The organism is Rufibacter hautae, from assembly GCF_008271695.1.
Classification (GTDB): Bacteria; Bacteroidota; Bacteroidia; order Cytophagales; family Hymenobacteraceae; genus Nibribacter; species Nibribacter hautae.
Window position 1 is genome coordinate 1,156,398 of record NZ_VKKY01000003.1, and the last position, 17,285, is coordinate 1,173,682.

Sequence of the window (17,285 nt, forward strand, 5' to 3'; positions counted from 1 at the left end):
AAACCCCGGGATATACTGTGCTGCCGCCCAATACGTTTGCCCAAACTCTTTGGCTTTCCCTTTCTCCCTTGGCTAGAAATCAGTAATTTTAGTTCCACAGGTAAAATTATTGACGTTTAACAGTCCCCGTATGAAAGCTATTTCCCTTTCTCTGTTCCTAGGTGTTTTGGTAGTAACCTCGGGCCAGGCGCAAACGCCGGCTCCCGCTAAAGACCGCGGCACCTATAATCTGCAGCAGCAGTTCAGCTCTCTGAAATTCCGATCTTCTACTGAGATAAAGTACAACCAGCCGCACAAGGTGGTGAAACAGGCAAGTTTAGATGCTTTCTTCAAAAACGTGCAGGATACGCTCAGAGCGCGGCAGCAGAGCATTAAGAACGCGGGCAAGGAAACGGCCGTGGCCCTGGCCAAAACCCAGAAAGAGCTCGCCGACCAGAAAGCCCAGGTGCAGGCCCTGCAGGAAGTGAACGCCCAAAAGGAAAAGCAGATCCAGCAGGGAGCGCATGACGTGGCCTCCCTCTCGGTGCTGGGCATGGACATGGACAAGCAGGTGTACGTGTGGCTCAGCCTGGCCATCATTGCGGCCCTGGGGATTGTAGCCGCCGTTTTTGCCTCCATGTACAAGAACAGCAACCGCGTGACCGAGGAGAAAATCAAAGCGTACGACGAACTCACCGAGGAATTCAAAGCCCACAAGCAACTGGCCCGCGAAAAAGAAATCAAACTCAAGCGCGAACAGCAATCAGAAGCAAACAAAGTAGAAGAACTGAAGCAGCAACTTGCCCAGTTTCGGCACTAAGGAACGGGAAGAATGAAGTAAAGTGAAGTATTAAATGAGGAACTTCAAAAGAGTAAGGTCAACAAAGCGAGGAAAGAAAACAGATTGGAAAGCAAGAGGAACTTGGGCTTCCTTCATCGCGCTTTTGTTGGGTTCTTATTTGAGGATCTTTCATTCACATTATTACGATAGTGTAATTCCTTTTATAGCCTTTTTTTTAGTGTTCTTCAGTATTGCTGCGCTTCATGGAATGTGGTTAGAAGTACTGCCTGGTTCCAAGTGGGAAAAAACTGCCAATGCTTTCATTCTTTTAGGGCTTTATATACCAACCTACCTAATTCTTACTTGGACAAATTCAGAATACCTGGAAAGCCAGTTGCAGAAATATGGGGTGGTAGTAGAAGGAAGGGTGGAATCGTTTTATAAAAGCAGTGGAAGAAGAAAAGCTGAGTTTGTCGTCTTCCATTACAAGGTGGGAAATCAGGAGTATGTGCAAGAAGTAGAAAATGATACTAATCTAGGAATAGGAGACATCGTTTCAATCCGGTGCTCCAGCGAAGATCCAGAATTATTCACTTTGCAATTAATTAATTGAAAGACGAAAAGGCTTTCTCATGTCCTTGAAAGTAGCAAGGTGATTAGTAAAGTCCTGAAAGTAAATTGCAATAGAGTAAATCTTATTCTAGTTGATTTCCCAAAAACAAGCCCAAATAGTCCTTATTCGGTTTTCCCAATTTAATCCGTCTCTGCCCAAACCATCATGGCCCAAGAACCTGTAACCTCTAACCCTACAGTTACACCATCTGTGCAACTGGAAGGCGGCACCTATGAAATCCTTCGGAACCGTTTGACCAAAAGCGGCGGCGAACTGCGGGGCTTGCTGGACCAACTAAACTTGGAGCGGAAAGAGGTTTTCGGGGCGATTGAGACGAAACTGCTGACCACGGAGCGGGTCACCACCGAGCACAACTGCGTGCCCTGGGACATGGTGCCGGTAGGTGACCAAATGCTTTTCGGGTACAACGTGCATTTGGGGCTGAAAACCGAGGTGGAGCTGAGCGATGTGTTCAGCGTCTACGCCTACCAAAACCATGCCTTTCAGCAACAAGGACTGGAACTGATCAACGAGGCTGCCTTTGCCGATGAGTTCCAGAAGCTGTACAAATATTACAAGAACACGCAGTTTGTGAAGTTCGCCGTGCAGGGCGTGCACCTGTTCATGGTGTTCCGCATAGGCAAGGGTGTGAATGATATCAAGACGTTTAAGTGGGCGTTGCAGGGAGGCAAACTCACCTACCTGGACAACCGCTCTGACCACGAGTACGCCTTCCCCAACCAGCATGATTTCGCCTGGAAACGGGTCACCCGCGAGGCGCACCGCAAAGGCAAGCACCCGCATATCTCCATTGAGGACAAGGTGTTTGTGGAGACCATCGGCGGGGATTTGACCATCAAGGTAGAAGACAACACCGACACCGGGCAGGGTATTTACTCTGAGCCGGTGGAGGACAAAGACCAGACGCTGGACGACTCGGAGCTGTACTACGCCCTCATCGGCAACTTGATTCTGCTCAAAATCAGGCCGTACCGCGAGAACCACTACCGCTACATTGTCTACAACGCCAAACTGAAGGAAGCGCGCCGCATAGACGCCATTCAGGATTGCTGCGTGTTCCTGCCTGAAGACCAGGGCATCATCTACGCCTACGGCTACTACCTGCAGACCGGCGAGTTCAAGAGTTTTGACAACGGCCTGCAAGAGATGCTGTTTGAGAAGCGCATCGCCTCGCCCAACGGCGAAGATTTCCTGTACGTCTTCTACAACAAGCAGAGTGGCGTGTACCTGCTCTTGAGCTACAACCTCATCACCCAGAAGATTGAGAGCCCCATTATCTGCCACGGCTACGCCATCTACGAGAACGGTGAGCTGTGCTATTTTAGAGGCGATGAGGAACCCAAAAAGCACCACGCCCTCCAGATCTGGCAGACGCCGTACATTGGCAGCAACTTCACCATTCCGGTCACCAAAGAAAGTTTCCTGTACAAAATAGGCAACAAAGAAATTGTACGGGCCATGGCCGAGTGTACCGAGATTCTCACGTTGGTTAACAAAGAGGACTCTTACGACAACCTGTACCTGGACCTGATCAAGGGCACCACCGATTTACTGGACAGCTACCACTGGCTAAACAAAAAGGAGACGTTTGAGCTGGCGCAACCCCTTTCGGCCATCCGCCAGACGGCCACTGCCGCGGTTGAGGAATTTGAGAAGGTCATCAGCATCAGAAAAAGCACGCAGGCGCAGGTAGAACAGGTGCTCGGCTCCGCCGATGCCTTGCTTTCCCAACTGAAAGCGCACAGCAACGGGCACATCAACGACTTCGTGAAGTCGCTGGCCGATTTGCGGTCGGTGCGCGGCGAGGTCATTTCTTTGAAGGAACTGCGGTACGCGGATGTTACCCGCATTGAAACCTACGAGGCGCAACTGCAGACTTTCAACCAGGACCTGGCGAACCAAACCGTAGACTTACTGTTGAAGCCCGATGCGCTGGTGCCCTATGAACAGCGCGTGGCGGAAATCACAGCGAGCATAGACCAGATTGGCAAAGTGGTGGAAGCCGATGCCACTGAGAAAGAAATCTCAGGCGTGAGCGCGGAACTGGAGATGCTGATTGAGATTGTAAGCAACCTCAAGATTGAGGATGCCACCCAGACCACCCGCATCGTAGACACCATTTCCACTATTTACGCCTCGTTCAACAAAACCAAAGCCACCCTCAAACGCAAGCGGCAGGAACTGTTGAGCGTCGAGGGGCAGGCCGAGTTCAATGCGCAAATCAAGCTCATCAGCCAGAGCGTCATCAACTTCCTGGACGTGTGCGACACACCCCAGAAGTGCGACGAGTACCTCACGAAACTCATGGTGCAGTTGGAGGAGCTGGAAGGCCGCTTCTCTGAGTTTGACGCTTTTTTAGAAATTATAGCCGATAAACGCGAGGAGATATACTCTGCGTTTGAGAGCAAGAAAGTAGCCCTGCAGGAGGCGAGAAACAAACGCGCCACTACCCTGCAACAGGCCGCCGACCGCATTTTGAAAGCCGTACAAAGCCGCCTGAGCAAGCTGGCCACCGTGGCCGAAATCAACGGTTACTTCGCCTCCGATTTGATGATGGAGAAAGTGCGCACCACCGTGGACGAACTCTTGGCCATGGGTGACACCGTAAAAGCCGATGCCATCCAGAGCCGTCTCAAAACGCTGCGCGAAGACGCCGTGCGCCAACTCAAAGACAAGAGCGAACTGTTCGTAGACGGGCAGAACGTGCTCAAGTTCGGCACGCACCACTTCACCGTGAACACCCAGCCCTTGGAACTCAGCATCGTGCACCGCGACGACGCGATGTACTACCACCTCACGGGCACCAGCTTCTTCGAGAAAATCACCGATGAGCGTTTTGTGAGTTTTCGCCCCGTGTGGGAGCAGTCGCTCATCTCGGAAAACAACCAAGTGTACCGCGCCGAATACCTGGCCTTCCAGATTCTACAGGCCGCGCAAGTAGCCAGGAATACCTCTGCCACAGCGGAGGCGCAGGAGGGAAGCTTACAACTCCTGACGTTGGACCAACTGCACCAACTTCCGCAGCCCGAACTAATAGAATACGTGCAGAGATTCATGGCCGTGCGCTTCAATGAAGGCTACCTCAAAGGTGTTCATGACCATGACGCGGCGTTGATTCTAAGCTCGTTGGTGCACCTGTTCAAGACCGCTGATTTGCTCCGCTATACTGCCGTTGACCGCGCGGCTGCCCGCTGTTTCTGGGCTGTTTTCGCGAAAGAAGGCCAAAAACAGCTGTTCCATCACCAACTCAAAGGCGTAGGCACCATTCTGCAGGTCTTCCCCGACACGCACCAGTTTGACAACCTCAAAGCCGATTTACGGCGCGAACTGCAGGCGTTCCAGCAGGAGACAAGCTTGTTCCCAGAGGCAAATGCTGTGGCGGCAGGCGAGTACCTGTTCTATGAATTAACCCGCGGCGACCAGTTTATCTCCAGCGCTCAGGCGGCTGAGTTGGTACAAGGTTTCCACCAGTACCTCACGGAGAAAAAGGCGTGGGGAATGTTTGACGCATCGGTGCAGGCGCTGGATGAAAACAAAGTAGCGCAGGTAGAGCTGTTGCAGCATTGGTTGAAGGCGTATCTGTCGCAAGCTAACTTGACTCAAGAAACTGAATACGTACCCGAGGCGGCCGTGCTGCTTTTGTTACAGGAACTGAAGCCAAAGCAGATTGTACACGCCAACCTGCGCGAGACCTTGGCGGGCATGCAGGGCAGCCATCCACTGTTGCAGGAGCAGCAATACCCGTTGCATTTCCACGGGTTCCAACAGAAGCTGCAGAGTTATGAAACGCAGGTGGTGCAGCAGTTTAAATCTTTCCACGAGCTGAAGCACCAGATGACCGCTGCGTTTGAGGAGGAGTTGCGCTTACAGGAATTCAAGCCGCGGGTGATGTCGTCGTTCGTACGGAACAAGCTGATTGACCAAGTGTATCTGCCGCTCATCGGTGCGAACCTGGCCAAGCAGATGGGCACCGCGGGCGAAACCAAGCGTACCGATTTGATGGGCATGTTGCTGTTGTTGTCGCCGCCGGGTTACGGCAAGACCACGCTCATGGAGTACATTGCCAACCGTTTGGGCATCATCTTTATGAAAATTAACGGTCCGGCTATTGGCCACCAAGTGACGGCGCTGGACCCCACCGAGGCACCCAACGCCGCCGCCAGAGAGGAACTGGAGAAGTTGAACCTGTCCTTCGAGATGGGCGACAACGTCATGATCTACCTGGACGATATCCAGCACTGTAACCCTGAGTTCCTGCAGAAGTTCATCTCGCTCTGCGATGCCCAGCGTAAGATTGAGGGCGTGTACAAAGGCCGCAGCCGTACCTATGATTTCAGGGGCAAGAAAGTGTGCGTGGTCATGGCGGGTAACCCGTACACCGAGACCGGCGACAAGTTCCGCATCCCGGACATGTTGGCTAACCGCGCCGACATCTACAACCTGGGTGACATCATTGGCGACACCGAAGACGTGTTCAAGCTGAGTTACCTGGAGAACTCCCTTACCTCCAACGCGGTGCTGGCGAAACTGAGTGCCAAGAGCCAGAAAGATGTGTACGCACTGGTAAAGCTGGCTGAAACCGGCAGCAATGAGGGCATGGAACTTGAAGGCAACCACACCGCCGCCGAAATCAGCGAATACGTGGCGGTGCTAAAGAAGCTCCTATCCATCCGCGACGTAATTCTAAAGGTGAACCTGGAGTACATCCGGTCCGCCGCCCAAGCCGACGAGTACCGCACTGAGCCGCCGTTCAAACTGCAGGGCTCTTACCGGAACATGAACAAACTCGCCGAGAAGGTGATGTCCATCATGAACGACCAGGAATTGCATACACTCATTCTGTCGCACTACCAGTCCGAATCGCAAACGCTCACTACCGGTGCCGAAGCGAATATGCTCAAGTTCAAGCAGCTCATCGGCGTAGCTACCGCAGAAGAAGCCCAGCGCTGGGAAGACATCAAAGCCGCCTTCGTGCGGAACAACAAGTTGAAAGGATTCGGAGGCGGCAACCAGGTAGGGCAGGTGCTGGCGCAGATGGAGAACATCTCGGACGGTCTGGCCGGGATTAAGCAGGTGCTAGGAGAGAGGCAGGCGGAGAAGGTGTTGTTGCCGCCAACCAGTCCTTTCGCAAATCGAGAGGGAAACTTCGCAGCATGCTTTAGGCTATTTTGAAGAAGTAAAGGTGCAAGTGAACGCGCAATACCACAGATTCTTCAGGAAAGTGCTGATAGTAGAGACACTCGTGGGAGTTACGCATACTATGAGTTCTTTTGTGCTTACGATTTTGGTTAGGTGTTGCGCGAGGAGGCTGACGCAGACGATTCTTACAACAACATCATACGTCTTTTTAGTCAAAAATTCATAAGTGCTAGTTAATTCTGTTTAGGAGCTGTTTTATAGAAAAGAGACTAAAAACAGTCAAGGCTCACAGGTTTAAAATCCTGTGAGCCTTGACTGTTTTTACTCCTGCTCTTCCTCTTTCCGCATAGGCTGAAGCTGTCTATAGGTGAGGCTTCGCCATAGCCATTCCAGCGGACCAAATCGATAATGTTTCAGCCAAATAGGGCTGATGATGAGTTGCACCAGCCAAATTCCCGCTACTACATAATAGAGTTGGTAATACTCTAGCTCAGCAAAGTAGTTCAGGCCGTAACCGAAGAAGATGAGCGTACAGAAAACAGTTTGCATGATGTAATTGGTGAATGCCATTTGTCCTACAGCCGCCAGTCGGCGCATAACGCCCTGGGCTATCCCAGATTTCAGGAGAAGAATCACAGCGGCCACATGTGCCATCACCAATAGAATTCGCTGTACAGGGTAAATTAGTCCCATCCAGTTGATAGGGGTCACTTCCATGCGGGCAAGCCAAGGGGCTACGTTGGCTCCAATCAAGTAGTCCATTTTATAGTAATTGAAGATCACCAAGGCCAGTCCTACCGCATAGCCAACCAGCATGACATACCAATAATTGCGCTTAGACCATTGACCAGTAAGAAAACCCCATTTGAACAGGGCCATTCCTAGCAGCATCAGAGCCAAGACATCACCTATGCTGAACAACAGGTACTTGGTTTGCCCATCCCATGCCTTAGGCCTTACATATTTTGCTACATCAGAGTAAGAGGATTTCATAAGCCGGGTGTTTTCGGCAACCTCGGCTTTGTTGGGGATGCGTTCTTTCTCAATGGCCCGCCATTCTACCAGTGCTTTCTTTTGAGTAGGCGAAAGGGCTTTCTGTTGGGTTTGGGCAGTAACGGCATCTTTGTAGGCCAACCGTTTCTCTCGTATATTCTGGTAGAACAAGGTACCCGCCACAAACCCGAAAATGGCTACCAAGGGTACACCCATGGCCATGTATTTGGGTTTCATTTTCCTAAACAGAAAGGCGAGCATGCCAATTAGCCCGTAAAAGTACAGGATGTCGCCCAACCAAAGGGTAAGGTGCGCGTGCATGAGCCCGAAGATCACCAGCCAGCCCATCCGTTGAAAGAAGAGTGCTTTAAAGGGCTGACCGCTCTCTTCCTTGCGGGAAGTGAAAAGCAGAATTCCTGCGCCAAACACAATGGAGAACAACGCCCTCATCTTACCTTCAAACAGAATGGTAACAACGGTTAGCGTCCAGAAATTGGGGCTCGCTGGATCTTGGGCAAAAGACTTGGTGAAGTAATCTGGCATGGCAAAGTAAGGGATGTTCATGAGCAGAATGCCCAGGAGCGCAATGCCCCGCAGAACGTCTATACTTTGAATCCGGTCTTTTTGCAAGACAGGGGCAACAAGGGGCGGTGACTTTGGTATTTCAACGCTAAGGGTAACAGTTGATTCCATAGACTTTTTGAAAAAACTAGAGCATAAGAGAGTTTTAAGGAATAGATCAGTATTATACAGGAGCCTATGCAAAGAGTAAAAAGGCTATTGGGTAAGTTGTGAAGGGGATATTGGAGTATAAATACCTTTAGAGGGAAAGTAAAAGGTAAGTAGAGTATTGAATATAATTTGTAATATTTTAATTAAATATAAAACTAAATAATGGGTATCAAAGGAAAATAGTAAGAGAATACAAATTTGTTAAAAACTACTTCTTGCTGCAGTAGCTAAGTAAGTGGTAAACTGATTTGAGATATTACCTCTTAGGTACAATTCAAACGAAGTTGAGGCTTACTCTTGAGGAGGAGATTAGCTGTGAGCTCATGTATGGGTTATCCTCCTTCATGGTAAGGTAAGGACCGGAGAATGTCTGTTTTGTGGCTCTTTTTGAAAGAACTGCTGCTAAACGGAAATTTTCCTAACAGCATCAAATCCCGCTAATATCCCTTAAATTGTCAGGTCAATAACTGAAACTATTTTCCGTTTAGCACCTGATATGGATTTAACTGAACCGAGGATCCCGGAAGCGCCAACGGCTACGGGACACCCCAAGCAGCTCTACATGCTCTTCTTCACCGAGATGTGGGAGCGTTTCTCTTTCTATGGCATGAAGGCCCTGCTGCTGGCCTACATGATCTCTGAACTTAAGTTTGATGAACCAAAAGGCTACGCCATTTTAGGCTCCTACGCTGCTTTGGTGTACACCATGCCCATGTTCGGCGGCATGATGTCTGACCGGTTTCTGGGCGGGCGCAAGGCGGTAATGTACGGCGGAATTCTCATGTCCATCGGGCATTTGGTTTTGGCGCTGCCCGAGGATTGGAGCTTCTTCTACGGCATGGCCTTCATCATCTGCGGAAACGGGTTCTTCAAGCCCAATATCTCCAGTTTGGTGGGCACGCTCTATTCAGACAATGACCCACGCAAAGACAGCGGCTTCTCCATTTTCTACATGGGCATCAACATTGGGGCGGCCTTGGGTGGTTTGCTGTGCGGCTACGTGGGGCAGCAGATCAACTGGCATTACGGCTTCGGGTTGGCGGGACTGTTCATGATTCTGGGGCTGGTGGTGTTCGCCATCGGGAAGAAGTCACTTGGCAACTATGGCTTGCCGCCAAATCCGGAGGACCTGAAAAAGCCAGTGTTCGCGGGCATCAGCAAGGAAGTGGTGATTTACGTGGCAACGCTGGCGGTGATTCCGGTGATTGTGGCGCTGTTCAACCGCTATGAGATCATGGACTTTATCATGTTCGGGTTGGGGGCCTTGTCTATCCTGTACATTTTGTTCATCGCGTTCAAGATGGAGGCGGCGGCACGCTACAAGTTGTTTGCGGCATTGGTGCTCATTGTGTTCTCGGCCTTGTTCTGGTCTTTCTATGAGCAGAACGCCGGATCGCTGAACCTCTTTGCCATGCGCAACGTGGACATGCATGTGATGGGCATAGAACTGCCGGCACTGGCGGTGAACAACTTCCTGCCGCCGGGCTGGGTGGTGGTGCTTAGCTTTTTCTTTGCCTGGCTCTGGCCCACGCTTAACCGCCGAGGCATTGAACCCAACACGCCTACCAAGTTCGGGTTGTCGTTTGTGCTGGTGGGGCTGGGTTTTTACGTGTTCTACCTGGGCTGCGTCACCAGCCAGGGCAGTGGCCTCATTCCGCTGTTCACCTTCATTGCCGGGTATTTCTTCATCATCTGCGGCGAAATGTGTATCTCACCCATCGGGTTGTCTATGATCACCAAACTGTCGCCGGCCCGCATTGTGGCCATGATGATGGGGATCTGGTTTTTCGCGAGCGCGGTAGGGGAGTTCCTGGCCAGCAAGATTGGGGCGCTCATGAGCGTGCCGCAGAATGTGGTGGACAATCCGGTGCTTTCCTTGCCCTATTATGCCCAGATCCTGAACCAGATCGGGCTGTGGTCTTTGGGTATTGGGGTGGTGCTGATTCTGTTCAGCCGGGTTATCCGGAAGTGGATGGGCGAGGTGCGCTAGAATCCTAAAAACGAGCTGAAAACGGGAGCCGGAATTTTTTTCGGCTCCCGTTCTTTTTTCTAACTTACCGGTACCTTCCACACCTAACCACGACCGAACGATGGAGTTAAACCAAAAGCTACTGCGGCAGTTTGAAGAGGAGGCTGCCAAATCCAGGAAGATGCTGGAACGGGTGCCCGAGGAGCACTTTGACTGGAAGCCGCACGCCAAAAGCATGTCGCTGAAAACGCTGGCGGCTCACTTAGCCGAGTTGCCCGGCATGTTCATTGCCACTGCCTTGAAGACCGAGGAAATAGATTTTAATCCGGATACCTATAAGCCTTTCGCTGGTACCACGCACCAGGAGTTAATGGCTCATTTTGAGGAAAACTACCAGAAAGCAGTGAAAGCTTTGAATGACACCAACGTGGTGGAGATTGCTAAAATCTGGACGCTGCGCAGTAGTGGGCACGTGATTTTCTCCTTACCAAAGCAGGTGGTCATCCGGAACCTGGCCATGAACCACATCATCCACCATCGGGGGCAATTGAGCGTGTACCTTCGGCTGCTGGATGTTCCGGTGCCCGGCATGTACGGCCCCACCGCCGATGAGAAGTGGGGAAGCTGATCAGATGAATTTATAACGATGTATCCAACGGCTGTTTTGGAGCCGTTTTCAGAAAATCGGCTCCAAAACAGCTTTCCTTTTGTCAGAAACGTACTGTCCATGAAAAAAATGATTCTTCTGCTCGCGCTGGCGGGCTTTTCCTTGGCCGCCAGCAGCCAATCTAAACCTATGGAAATACCGCTATACGAAGGCAAGATCCCCAATGAAGTGCCCGGGCCAGACCAGGAGAAACGCGAGGTGAACCCGGATAAAGTGGAGATGATTTCCCTGGTGCGCACGCCCACTCTCAGCGTTTACCTGCCGGCCAAAGGAAAGGCGAACGGCACTGCGGTGGTGATCTGCCCCGGCGGAGGATACTGGATACTGGCCTCGGGACACGAGGGGGCAGACGTAGCCCGCAAGTTCGCGGAGCAGGGGGTGACCGCCTTCGTGCTGAAGTACCGCCTCCCAGACCCCGCTATTACTTCCCAGCCCGAGATCACGCCGCTCCAGGATGCCCAGCGGGCGCTATACCTGGTGCGCAAACGGGCGAAGGAATGGAACGTGAATCCCCAGCGCGTGGGCATTCTGGGCTTCTCGGCGGGCGGGCACCTGGCCTCCACCGTTGGCACCCACTTCAACCAGTCCCAAATCCAGAACCCGGAGAACTTATCCTTGCGGCCCGATTTCATGGTCTTGGTTTACCCGGTCATCAGCAGCGACCCAGCCTTTTGGCACCAAGGCTCGTTTGAGCGACTTTTGGGAAAAGAAGCCTCAAAAGAGAAGTTGCAGGCCTACTCCAACGAGCAGCAGGTGACCGCCCAAACTCCGCCTACCTTCCTGGTGCATGCCTCAGACGATGGCGCGGTGCCGGCGCAAAACAGCGTGGTCTTTTACCAGGCGCTGCTCAAGCACAAGATTCTCGGCGAGCTGCATATTTACCAAGGCGGCGGCCACGGTTTCGGGATGATCAATCCCACCACCAAAGACCTGTGGTTTGAAAGATGCGTGAATTGGCTGGCCAGCAACAAGTTACTGGCTAAGTAGCCGTAGTTGGATTATAAGTAGAAGGTGCTTTATTTTGCCCGGCCACACATCTACGTATTTACCGAAGCCGTATATACTTGAAAATAAAACCGCTGTTTTCAAGGAATCTGAATTAATACGTACAGAGAAAGCGTTACCTTTCAAAGATGTTATGGATTTGATTGACGATTTCCGTTGAGATAGCCCTATAGCTTGTTTTCAACTTTATCGTCCTTTATGGCTACACCCAAGTTTATTGCCCCTTCCACTTCCTTTTATGCTGAGTTAAAACGCCGGACCAACGCCTACTTTGAGCAGGAAGGCAGTCACCCCACCGGAAATTATAAATTGTACATAAAAGCGGCGGTGCTGCTCTCCAGTTTGGTGCTTCTGTACGTGCACCTGGTGTTTTTCACCCCACCTATCTTGCTGGCTTTGCTGGAATGCGTGCTCATTGGCGGGGTTACTGCGGCCATTGGGTTTAACATCATGCATGATGGCGGGCATGGCAGTTTCAGCCGCAAGAAGTGGGTGAATGAGCTCGCGGGTTTGACCCTGAACGTGTTGGGTGCCAACATCCACATGTGGACCACCAAGCACAACATCATCCACCATACCTATACCAACATTGACGGCGTGGATGATGACCTAGATGCCAAGCCCTTCCTGCGCCTCTGCGAAAACCAGGAGCACTTGAAGCTGCACAAGTACCAGCATTACTACTTCTGGGGTGCCTACGCCATGCTCTACATCTACTGGATTTTCTTCACCGATTATGTGAAGTATTTCACCCAAAAAGTAGGCGATATTCCCATCAAGAAAATGACCACCAAAGACCATTTCTCCTTCTGGGGATTCAAGGTGATGCACTTTATTTTGTTTGTGGTGGTGCCAATTTACACCGTTGGTTTCCTGCCTTGGTTGGTTGGGTTTCTGGTGTACGGTATGTTCACGGGGCTGGTGCTGAGCATTGTGTTCCAGTTGGCCCACACCGTGGAACACGCGCATTTCCCGATTCCTACGGAGTCTACGAACCGCATTGAGGACGAGTGGGCGCTGCACCAACTCAAAACCACCGCCAACTTCGCGACTAAGAACAAGGTTGTATCCTGGCTCACTGGTGGCCTGAACTTCCAGATTGAACACCACCTGTTCCCCCGGATTTCGCATGTGCATTATCCGGCCATCAGTAAGATCATCAAGGAAGCCTGCGCCGAGTTCGGGGTGACCTACCATGAATACCCTAAGACCAGAACGGCCATCATGTCGCACATCTCGCATCTGAAGCAACTGGCGCTTCAGCCCGTTCTGGTGCAGCGGTAAAACATTCTTCGGGCTAAGGTGTTATCCTTTTAGCTAACTGTTTAGAACAAGAATCCCGCCCTGGTTTCCAAGGCGGGATTCTTTTTTATGGCTGTTTTAAGAAAAACAGGTTCTAAACAGAAGTAGTCTTATTGAAATGTTGGGGCACCTCTTGTGGGTGTCCTTTTTGTTTTCACGCATTCCGTCCCCCTTTGAAGGGGGTAGGGGGATGGCCACCCGTGCTGATCATGGAGTTTCTGAAAAAGTGTAGGGGCACTCCCTTGTGGTTGCCCTTGCTCTTAGCAGATGTTATCGGTTCTTCAATCAGTCTCTGTCATCCCCCTACCCGTTTCAAAGGGGGACAGAATACGTGCCTTTGTTTCTTCAGCAAATCCTATACCTGCTACTTGCTACCAAACAATTACTTTGCCTGCTGGTTGGCCTGCAGGTACCGCTCGAAGAACTCGTAGGTGCGGAGCATCTGGTCTATGCGTTGGCGGTTGTTGCCGGCGCGGGTGATTTCGTGGGTGGCACCGGGGTGGCGAACGTACTCCACGGGGCGGTTCAGGACTTTGAGGCTCTTGTAGAGCATCTCACTTTGGATCACGCCAGTGCGCAGGTCATTCTCGCCGTGGAAGATGATGAGCGGCGTGGTGATGTTCTGGACGTACGTCAGCGGTGACTCGCTTTGGATAAGGGGTTTATGGGCTTCTTCCCAAGGAAAGCCGCCAAAGTAGTTGGGCACCAAACGCCAGGCGTTGCCTTCCCCGAAGAACGTGCTCAGGTCGTACACGCCGCGTTGCGAACAAGCCGCCTTGAAGCGTTTGTCATGGCCCAGAATCCAGGAAACCAGGTAGCCACCGTAAGAACCACCCGTGATGGCTAAGCGCGACGTATCGGCCCAGCCTTGGGCCACGGTTTTATCCAAGGCAGTGAGGACATCGCTGGCCGGACCGGCGCCCCAGTCTTTAATGTTGGCGCGCATGAACTCCTCGCCGTAGCCGCCGGAGCCGCGCGGGTTAGCGTACACCACCCCGTAACCTCTGGATGTGAAATACTGGTATTCATGCCACATGCTGTTCTCGCCGGGTCCCCACATGGCGGTTGGGCCGCCGTGAATCTCCAGCAATAGCGGGTATTTCTGGCCTTCCACAAAGTTGGTGGGTTTCATCACCCAGTATTCCACGGTTTGGCCTTTGGCGTTGGTGAAGGTGAATTTCTCAGGTTTGCTCAGTTTCTTTTGGCTTACCCATTCCTGGTTTACAGAAGTAAGGCGTTGCGCTTTCTTACCATCGGCGGAAGCCGCATACAGTTCATTGGGATTGGCGATCTCGGTGATCACGTACGCCATCTGGCCCTTCTTTATGTCAAAGGAACCCACACCCTTGGTGATGTCGGTGAGCCGTTCTACCTTCCTTTTCTTCACATCAGCGCGGTTCAGAAGCACGCCGCCGTTGGAAGGGGAGGTGAAGTAAACGTATTTGTCTTGCTCGTCCCAGGTAAGATTGCTTTTATTACGGTCATAGGCAATGGTCACGAGGTCAGTAGCTTTGCCTCCTACCGGCAGGACGCCCAAGGCCGGAATGTTGACCTGGTTGGAGGCGCTGTACTGGAAAGCCATCCATTTACCCGAGGGCGAAACGGTAGCGCCGGAGTAAGACATGCCTTTCTTGCCCAAAATCATTTTCAAGCCAGTACCGTCTGTGTTGACCTGGTAGATGGAGTTTTCCTGGGAGCGGGTGGGGTTCTCGGTCTCATCGGCATCGGCGTCAAAGATGACCTGTTTGCCGTTGGGCAGAAAGTTGGCGTTGCTGCTGGAGACGAAGCCCGGGGTAAGGTCTTTGGGCGTGGCGCCGGGTTTGGCGTCTATGATAAAGATGTGGGAGAGGTTGAGGTTGGAGGACGTGGTGGATTCTTCCTGGAAGCGCAGTTGGTTGATGACTTTGGCTTTCTGGTCTTTCTCGTTCTGGTCCAGGTACCCCCTGATCTCGGCCAGGGTGCCGTCTGGGTTTGGTTTGGCGGTGTTGGTGCGCAGGTTCTCGTTCTGGAAAAAGCCTGGTTTCTCATAAGACCACTTGGGCAGCTCGCGCGAAGGGTTCAGGGTGGAATCGGTGAGGAGTTCGTTCAGGGCGATGCCCGAGGTGAAGAGCAACTGTTGTCCGTTGGGGCTCCAGCGCGGTTGGCTGGCGCCGTACTTGAACTTGGTCAGCTGCAGGGGCTCGCCCCCGGCGAAAGAAAGCAGGAAAATCTGCGGTTTGCTCTCTACCACGCGCACAAAGGCCAGTTGCTTGCCATCGGGGCTCCAGGTGGGTTGGGTGGCATTGCTGTTGCCATAGGTCAATTGGCGAGCGGGTTGGCTTCCGTTGGTGGGCTGCAGGTGCAGCTGGGTGTTGTACCGGAAATCGTTTTTCTTTTCGGGGTCTGGTTCAATGGACGTCACGGTAAACGCCACCTGCTTGCCATCGGGTGAGAGCGCCACCGCGCCCACCTGTTTGATTTTGAGCAGGTCGGTGACCTGCACCAGGTCTTTGTTTTGCTGGGCCTGGGTCCATGCAATGCTCGCCCACCAGAAAAGCAGGAAAGCCGTAAGTTGTTTGTTCATAGGGTTTGAAGGAAGAATGAAACGTGCTTCGCAACGGTAAGGTCGCTGCCTTAAAGCTAGAAATTTATTCCTTCATGCCCGCAGGGTTTTGTGCAGAAGAGGGAGTACTGCGGTGTATTTTGGTTCCAGCCTTAGATTCCCTTCCTGTTTTGAGCTCTATTTTAAGAAAAGTGCCGAAAAAGGAAGAAAGCTTAAGGCCGAAATTTAGGACCTAAGAAATAGGAAATTCAATAACCACTTTACAGGATTTGCCATGCTCCAGGCACTTGGCAAAGATGTTTCCTTTGTGCTGTTCAATAATCTTCTTGGCTTGGGCCAGTTCCTCTCCAGAAAGTGCCTCGTTGCCGGTGGTTACAATGCTCAATTTGGCATACCGCAGGAATAGCTTCTTCAGATCCTGGTCCGATAAATGGATGCGGTCATAGGTGAATTCTATGTGCAGGAGGTTATCGGCCTCAAAAATATCAAGGGCAATAAAGGAAGCAGGAGGGGAGTAAGAAATTCCAAACCGGATAAGGTTGCTGAAGGCCTGTTGCATGAGTGCAGGGTCTACGCGCAACACCCGGCCGGTGGCTACCATGAAATAGATGTCTTGCTGCTTCTCGGCGGCCACTGGCTCCAGCTCTTGTACCGTACTTCGGGCTATTTCAGCAATTGAGGTGGGTTCTGGGTGCAGCAGGAAAGGCTCATCTGCCTGGGTTGATTCCAGTAGCAGGGCCTGGGTATAATGCAGGATGTTCTGGCTGCTCTCTGCGGCCTCGGTCAGCAAGGCTTTGCTGGTGGAGGGCAATAACGGGTCCTTAACTGCTTCCTGTAACGTTTCTGCCAGTTGCTCCATGGGCTGCAGAATCTCGGTGACGGTTGCGGCATGCAGTTCATCATGCTTTCTTACCGCCCGCAGAGAGGCTGCCCGCAATTCCAGCTGCTCTACCACCAGTTTGGCTAAGTCTTGCAAGACCTCTTTCTCTTTTTCTGTGATGGCTCTGGGTTTATCATCTACCACGCAGACGGTGCCCAAGTTCAATCCGTCATGGGTGGTGAGCGGTGCCCCGGCGTAAAACCGGATGCCGCCTTTGGCTTTCACATAAGGGCTGGAAAGGAGCCGCGGAACCTGCTGCGCGTCTGAGAAAACCGTAACACCTTTGTTTTCCAGGATAGTGATGGAGCAGAGACTGTCTTCGCGTTTCACCGATGAAACCGTTAAGCCACTCAGGTTTGATTTGTACCACACCCGGTCCAGGTCTACCAGCGAGATAAAGGCACTGGATACTTCAAAAACCTTTCGGGCAAAATCAGTGATTCTATCAAAAAATGCCTCGGTGGGCGTATCTAAAATCTCATACCGGTACAAGGCCTTCAGCCTGTCCTGGTCATTGGAAGGAATAAGGGAGTCTGGGACTACCGCGTTTTCAAATTGTGGTTCGTGGCTCATTTTTATTTAAAGCGCAAGGCCGATTTAAGAGGTAACCACTTCCTTGGTCTTAGGTTTAAGGGGAAGGACAGAAAGTACCCATCTTTTTC

The 17,285-nt window shown here is 51.8% G+C and carries 10 protein-coding genes; 7 read left to right on the plus strand and 3 right to left on the minus strand.

Going from position 1 to position 17,285, the window contains the following annotated elements:
• Nucleotides 1–130 precede the first annotated feature (130 nt).
• The 3 genes from FOA19_RS21230 (at nucleotide 131) to FOA19_RS21240 (ending at nucleotide 6,566) form a co-directional block, all read left to right on the plus strand.
• Nucleotides 131–799 carry a hypothetical protein gene (locus FOA19_RS21230; RefSeq protein WP_149092841.1) on the plus strand — a complete coding sequence of 223 codons (669 nt, stop codon included), beginning with the start codon at nucleotides 131–133 and terminating at the stop codon, nucleotides 797–799.
• 34 nt (nucleotides 800–833) lie between these two features.
• Nucleotides 834–1,373, plus strand: a complete 540-nt coding sequence (locus FOA19_RS21235; RefSeq protein ID WP_149092842.1) for a hypothetical protein — start codon at nucleotides 834–836, stop codon at nucleotides 1,371–1,373.
• A 165-nt stretch (nucleotides 1,374–1,538) separates the two neighbouring features.
• Nucleotides 1,539–6,566, plus strand: a complete 5,028-nt coding sequence (locus tag FOA19_RS21240; RefSeq protein ID WP_149092843.1) for a DNA repair ATPase — start codon at nucleotides 1,539–1,541, stop codon at nucleotides 6,564–6,566.
• Between the two features lie 288 nt (nucleotides 6,567–6,854).
• On the opposite strand, the gene FOA19_RS21245 is transcribed toward FOA19_RS21240, so the two are convergent.
• Complete coding sequence (locus FOA19_RS21245) at nucleotides 6,855–8,219, minus strand: DUF418 domain-containing protein (protein ID WP_149092844.1); 1,365 nt, start codon at nucleotides 8,217–8,219, stop codon at nucleotides 6,855–6,857.
• A 535-nt stretch (nucleotides 8,220–8,754) separates the two neighbouring features.
• Between FOA19_RS21245 and FOA19_RS21250 the strand changes: the two genes are divergently transcribed.
• The 4 genes from FOA19_RS21250 to FOA19_RS21265 all read left to right on the plus strand — a co-directional run bounded on the left by FOA19_RS21250 (nucleotide 8,755) and on the right by FOA19_RS21265 (nucleotide 13,183).
• On the plus strand, nucleotides 8,755–10,248 hold the full coding sequence (locus FOA19_RS21250; RefSeq protein ID WP_149092845.1) for a peptide MFS transporter: 1,494 nt from the start codon (nucleotides 8,755–8,757) through the stop codon (nucleotides 10,246–10,248).
• A 100-nt stretch (nucleotides 10,249–10,348) separates the two neighbouring features.
• Nucleotides 10,349–10,855: a DinB family protein gene (locus FOA19_RS21255; protein ID WP_149092846.1), complete on the plus strand. Its 507-nt coding sequence runs from the start codon at nucleotides 10,349–10,351 to the stop codon at nucleotides 10,853–10,855.
• Between the two features lie 99 nt (nucleotides 10,856–10,954).
• Entirely contained in the window at nucleotides 10,955–11,881 is a 927-nt protein-coding gene (locus FOA19_RS21260) for an alpha/beta hydrolase (RefSeq protein WP_149092847.1), read from the plus strand.
• 216 nt (nucleotides 11,882–12,097) lie between these two features.
• Nucleotides 12,098–13,183: a fatty acid desaturase family protein gene (locus FOA19_RS21265; RefSeq protein WP_149092848.1), complete on the plus strand. Its 1,086-nt coding sequence runs from the start codon at nucleotides 12,098–12,100 to the stop codon at nucleotides 13,181–13,183.
• A gap of 400 nt (nucleotides 13,184–13,583) precedes the next feature.
• On the opposite strand, the gene FOA19_RS21270 is transcribed toward FOA19_RS21265, so the two are convergent.
• Nucleotides 13,584–15,764 (minus strand): S9 family peptidase, encoded by a 2,181-nt coding sequence (locus FOA19_RS21270; protein WP_149092849.1) that lies wholly within the window; start codon nucleotides 15,762–15,764, stop codon nucleotides 13,584–13,586.
• Nucleotides 15,765–15,975: 211 nt separating this feature from the next.
• Nucleotides 15,976–17,196: a GAF domain-containing sensor histidine kinase gene (locus tag FOA19_RS21275; protein ID WP_149092850.1), complete on the minus strand. Its 1,221-nt coding sequence runs from the start codon at nucleotides 17,194–17,196 to the stop codon at nucleotides 15,976–15,978.
• Between the last annotated feature and the right edge of the window lie 89 nt (nucleotides 17,197–17,285).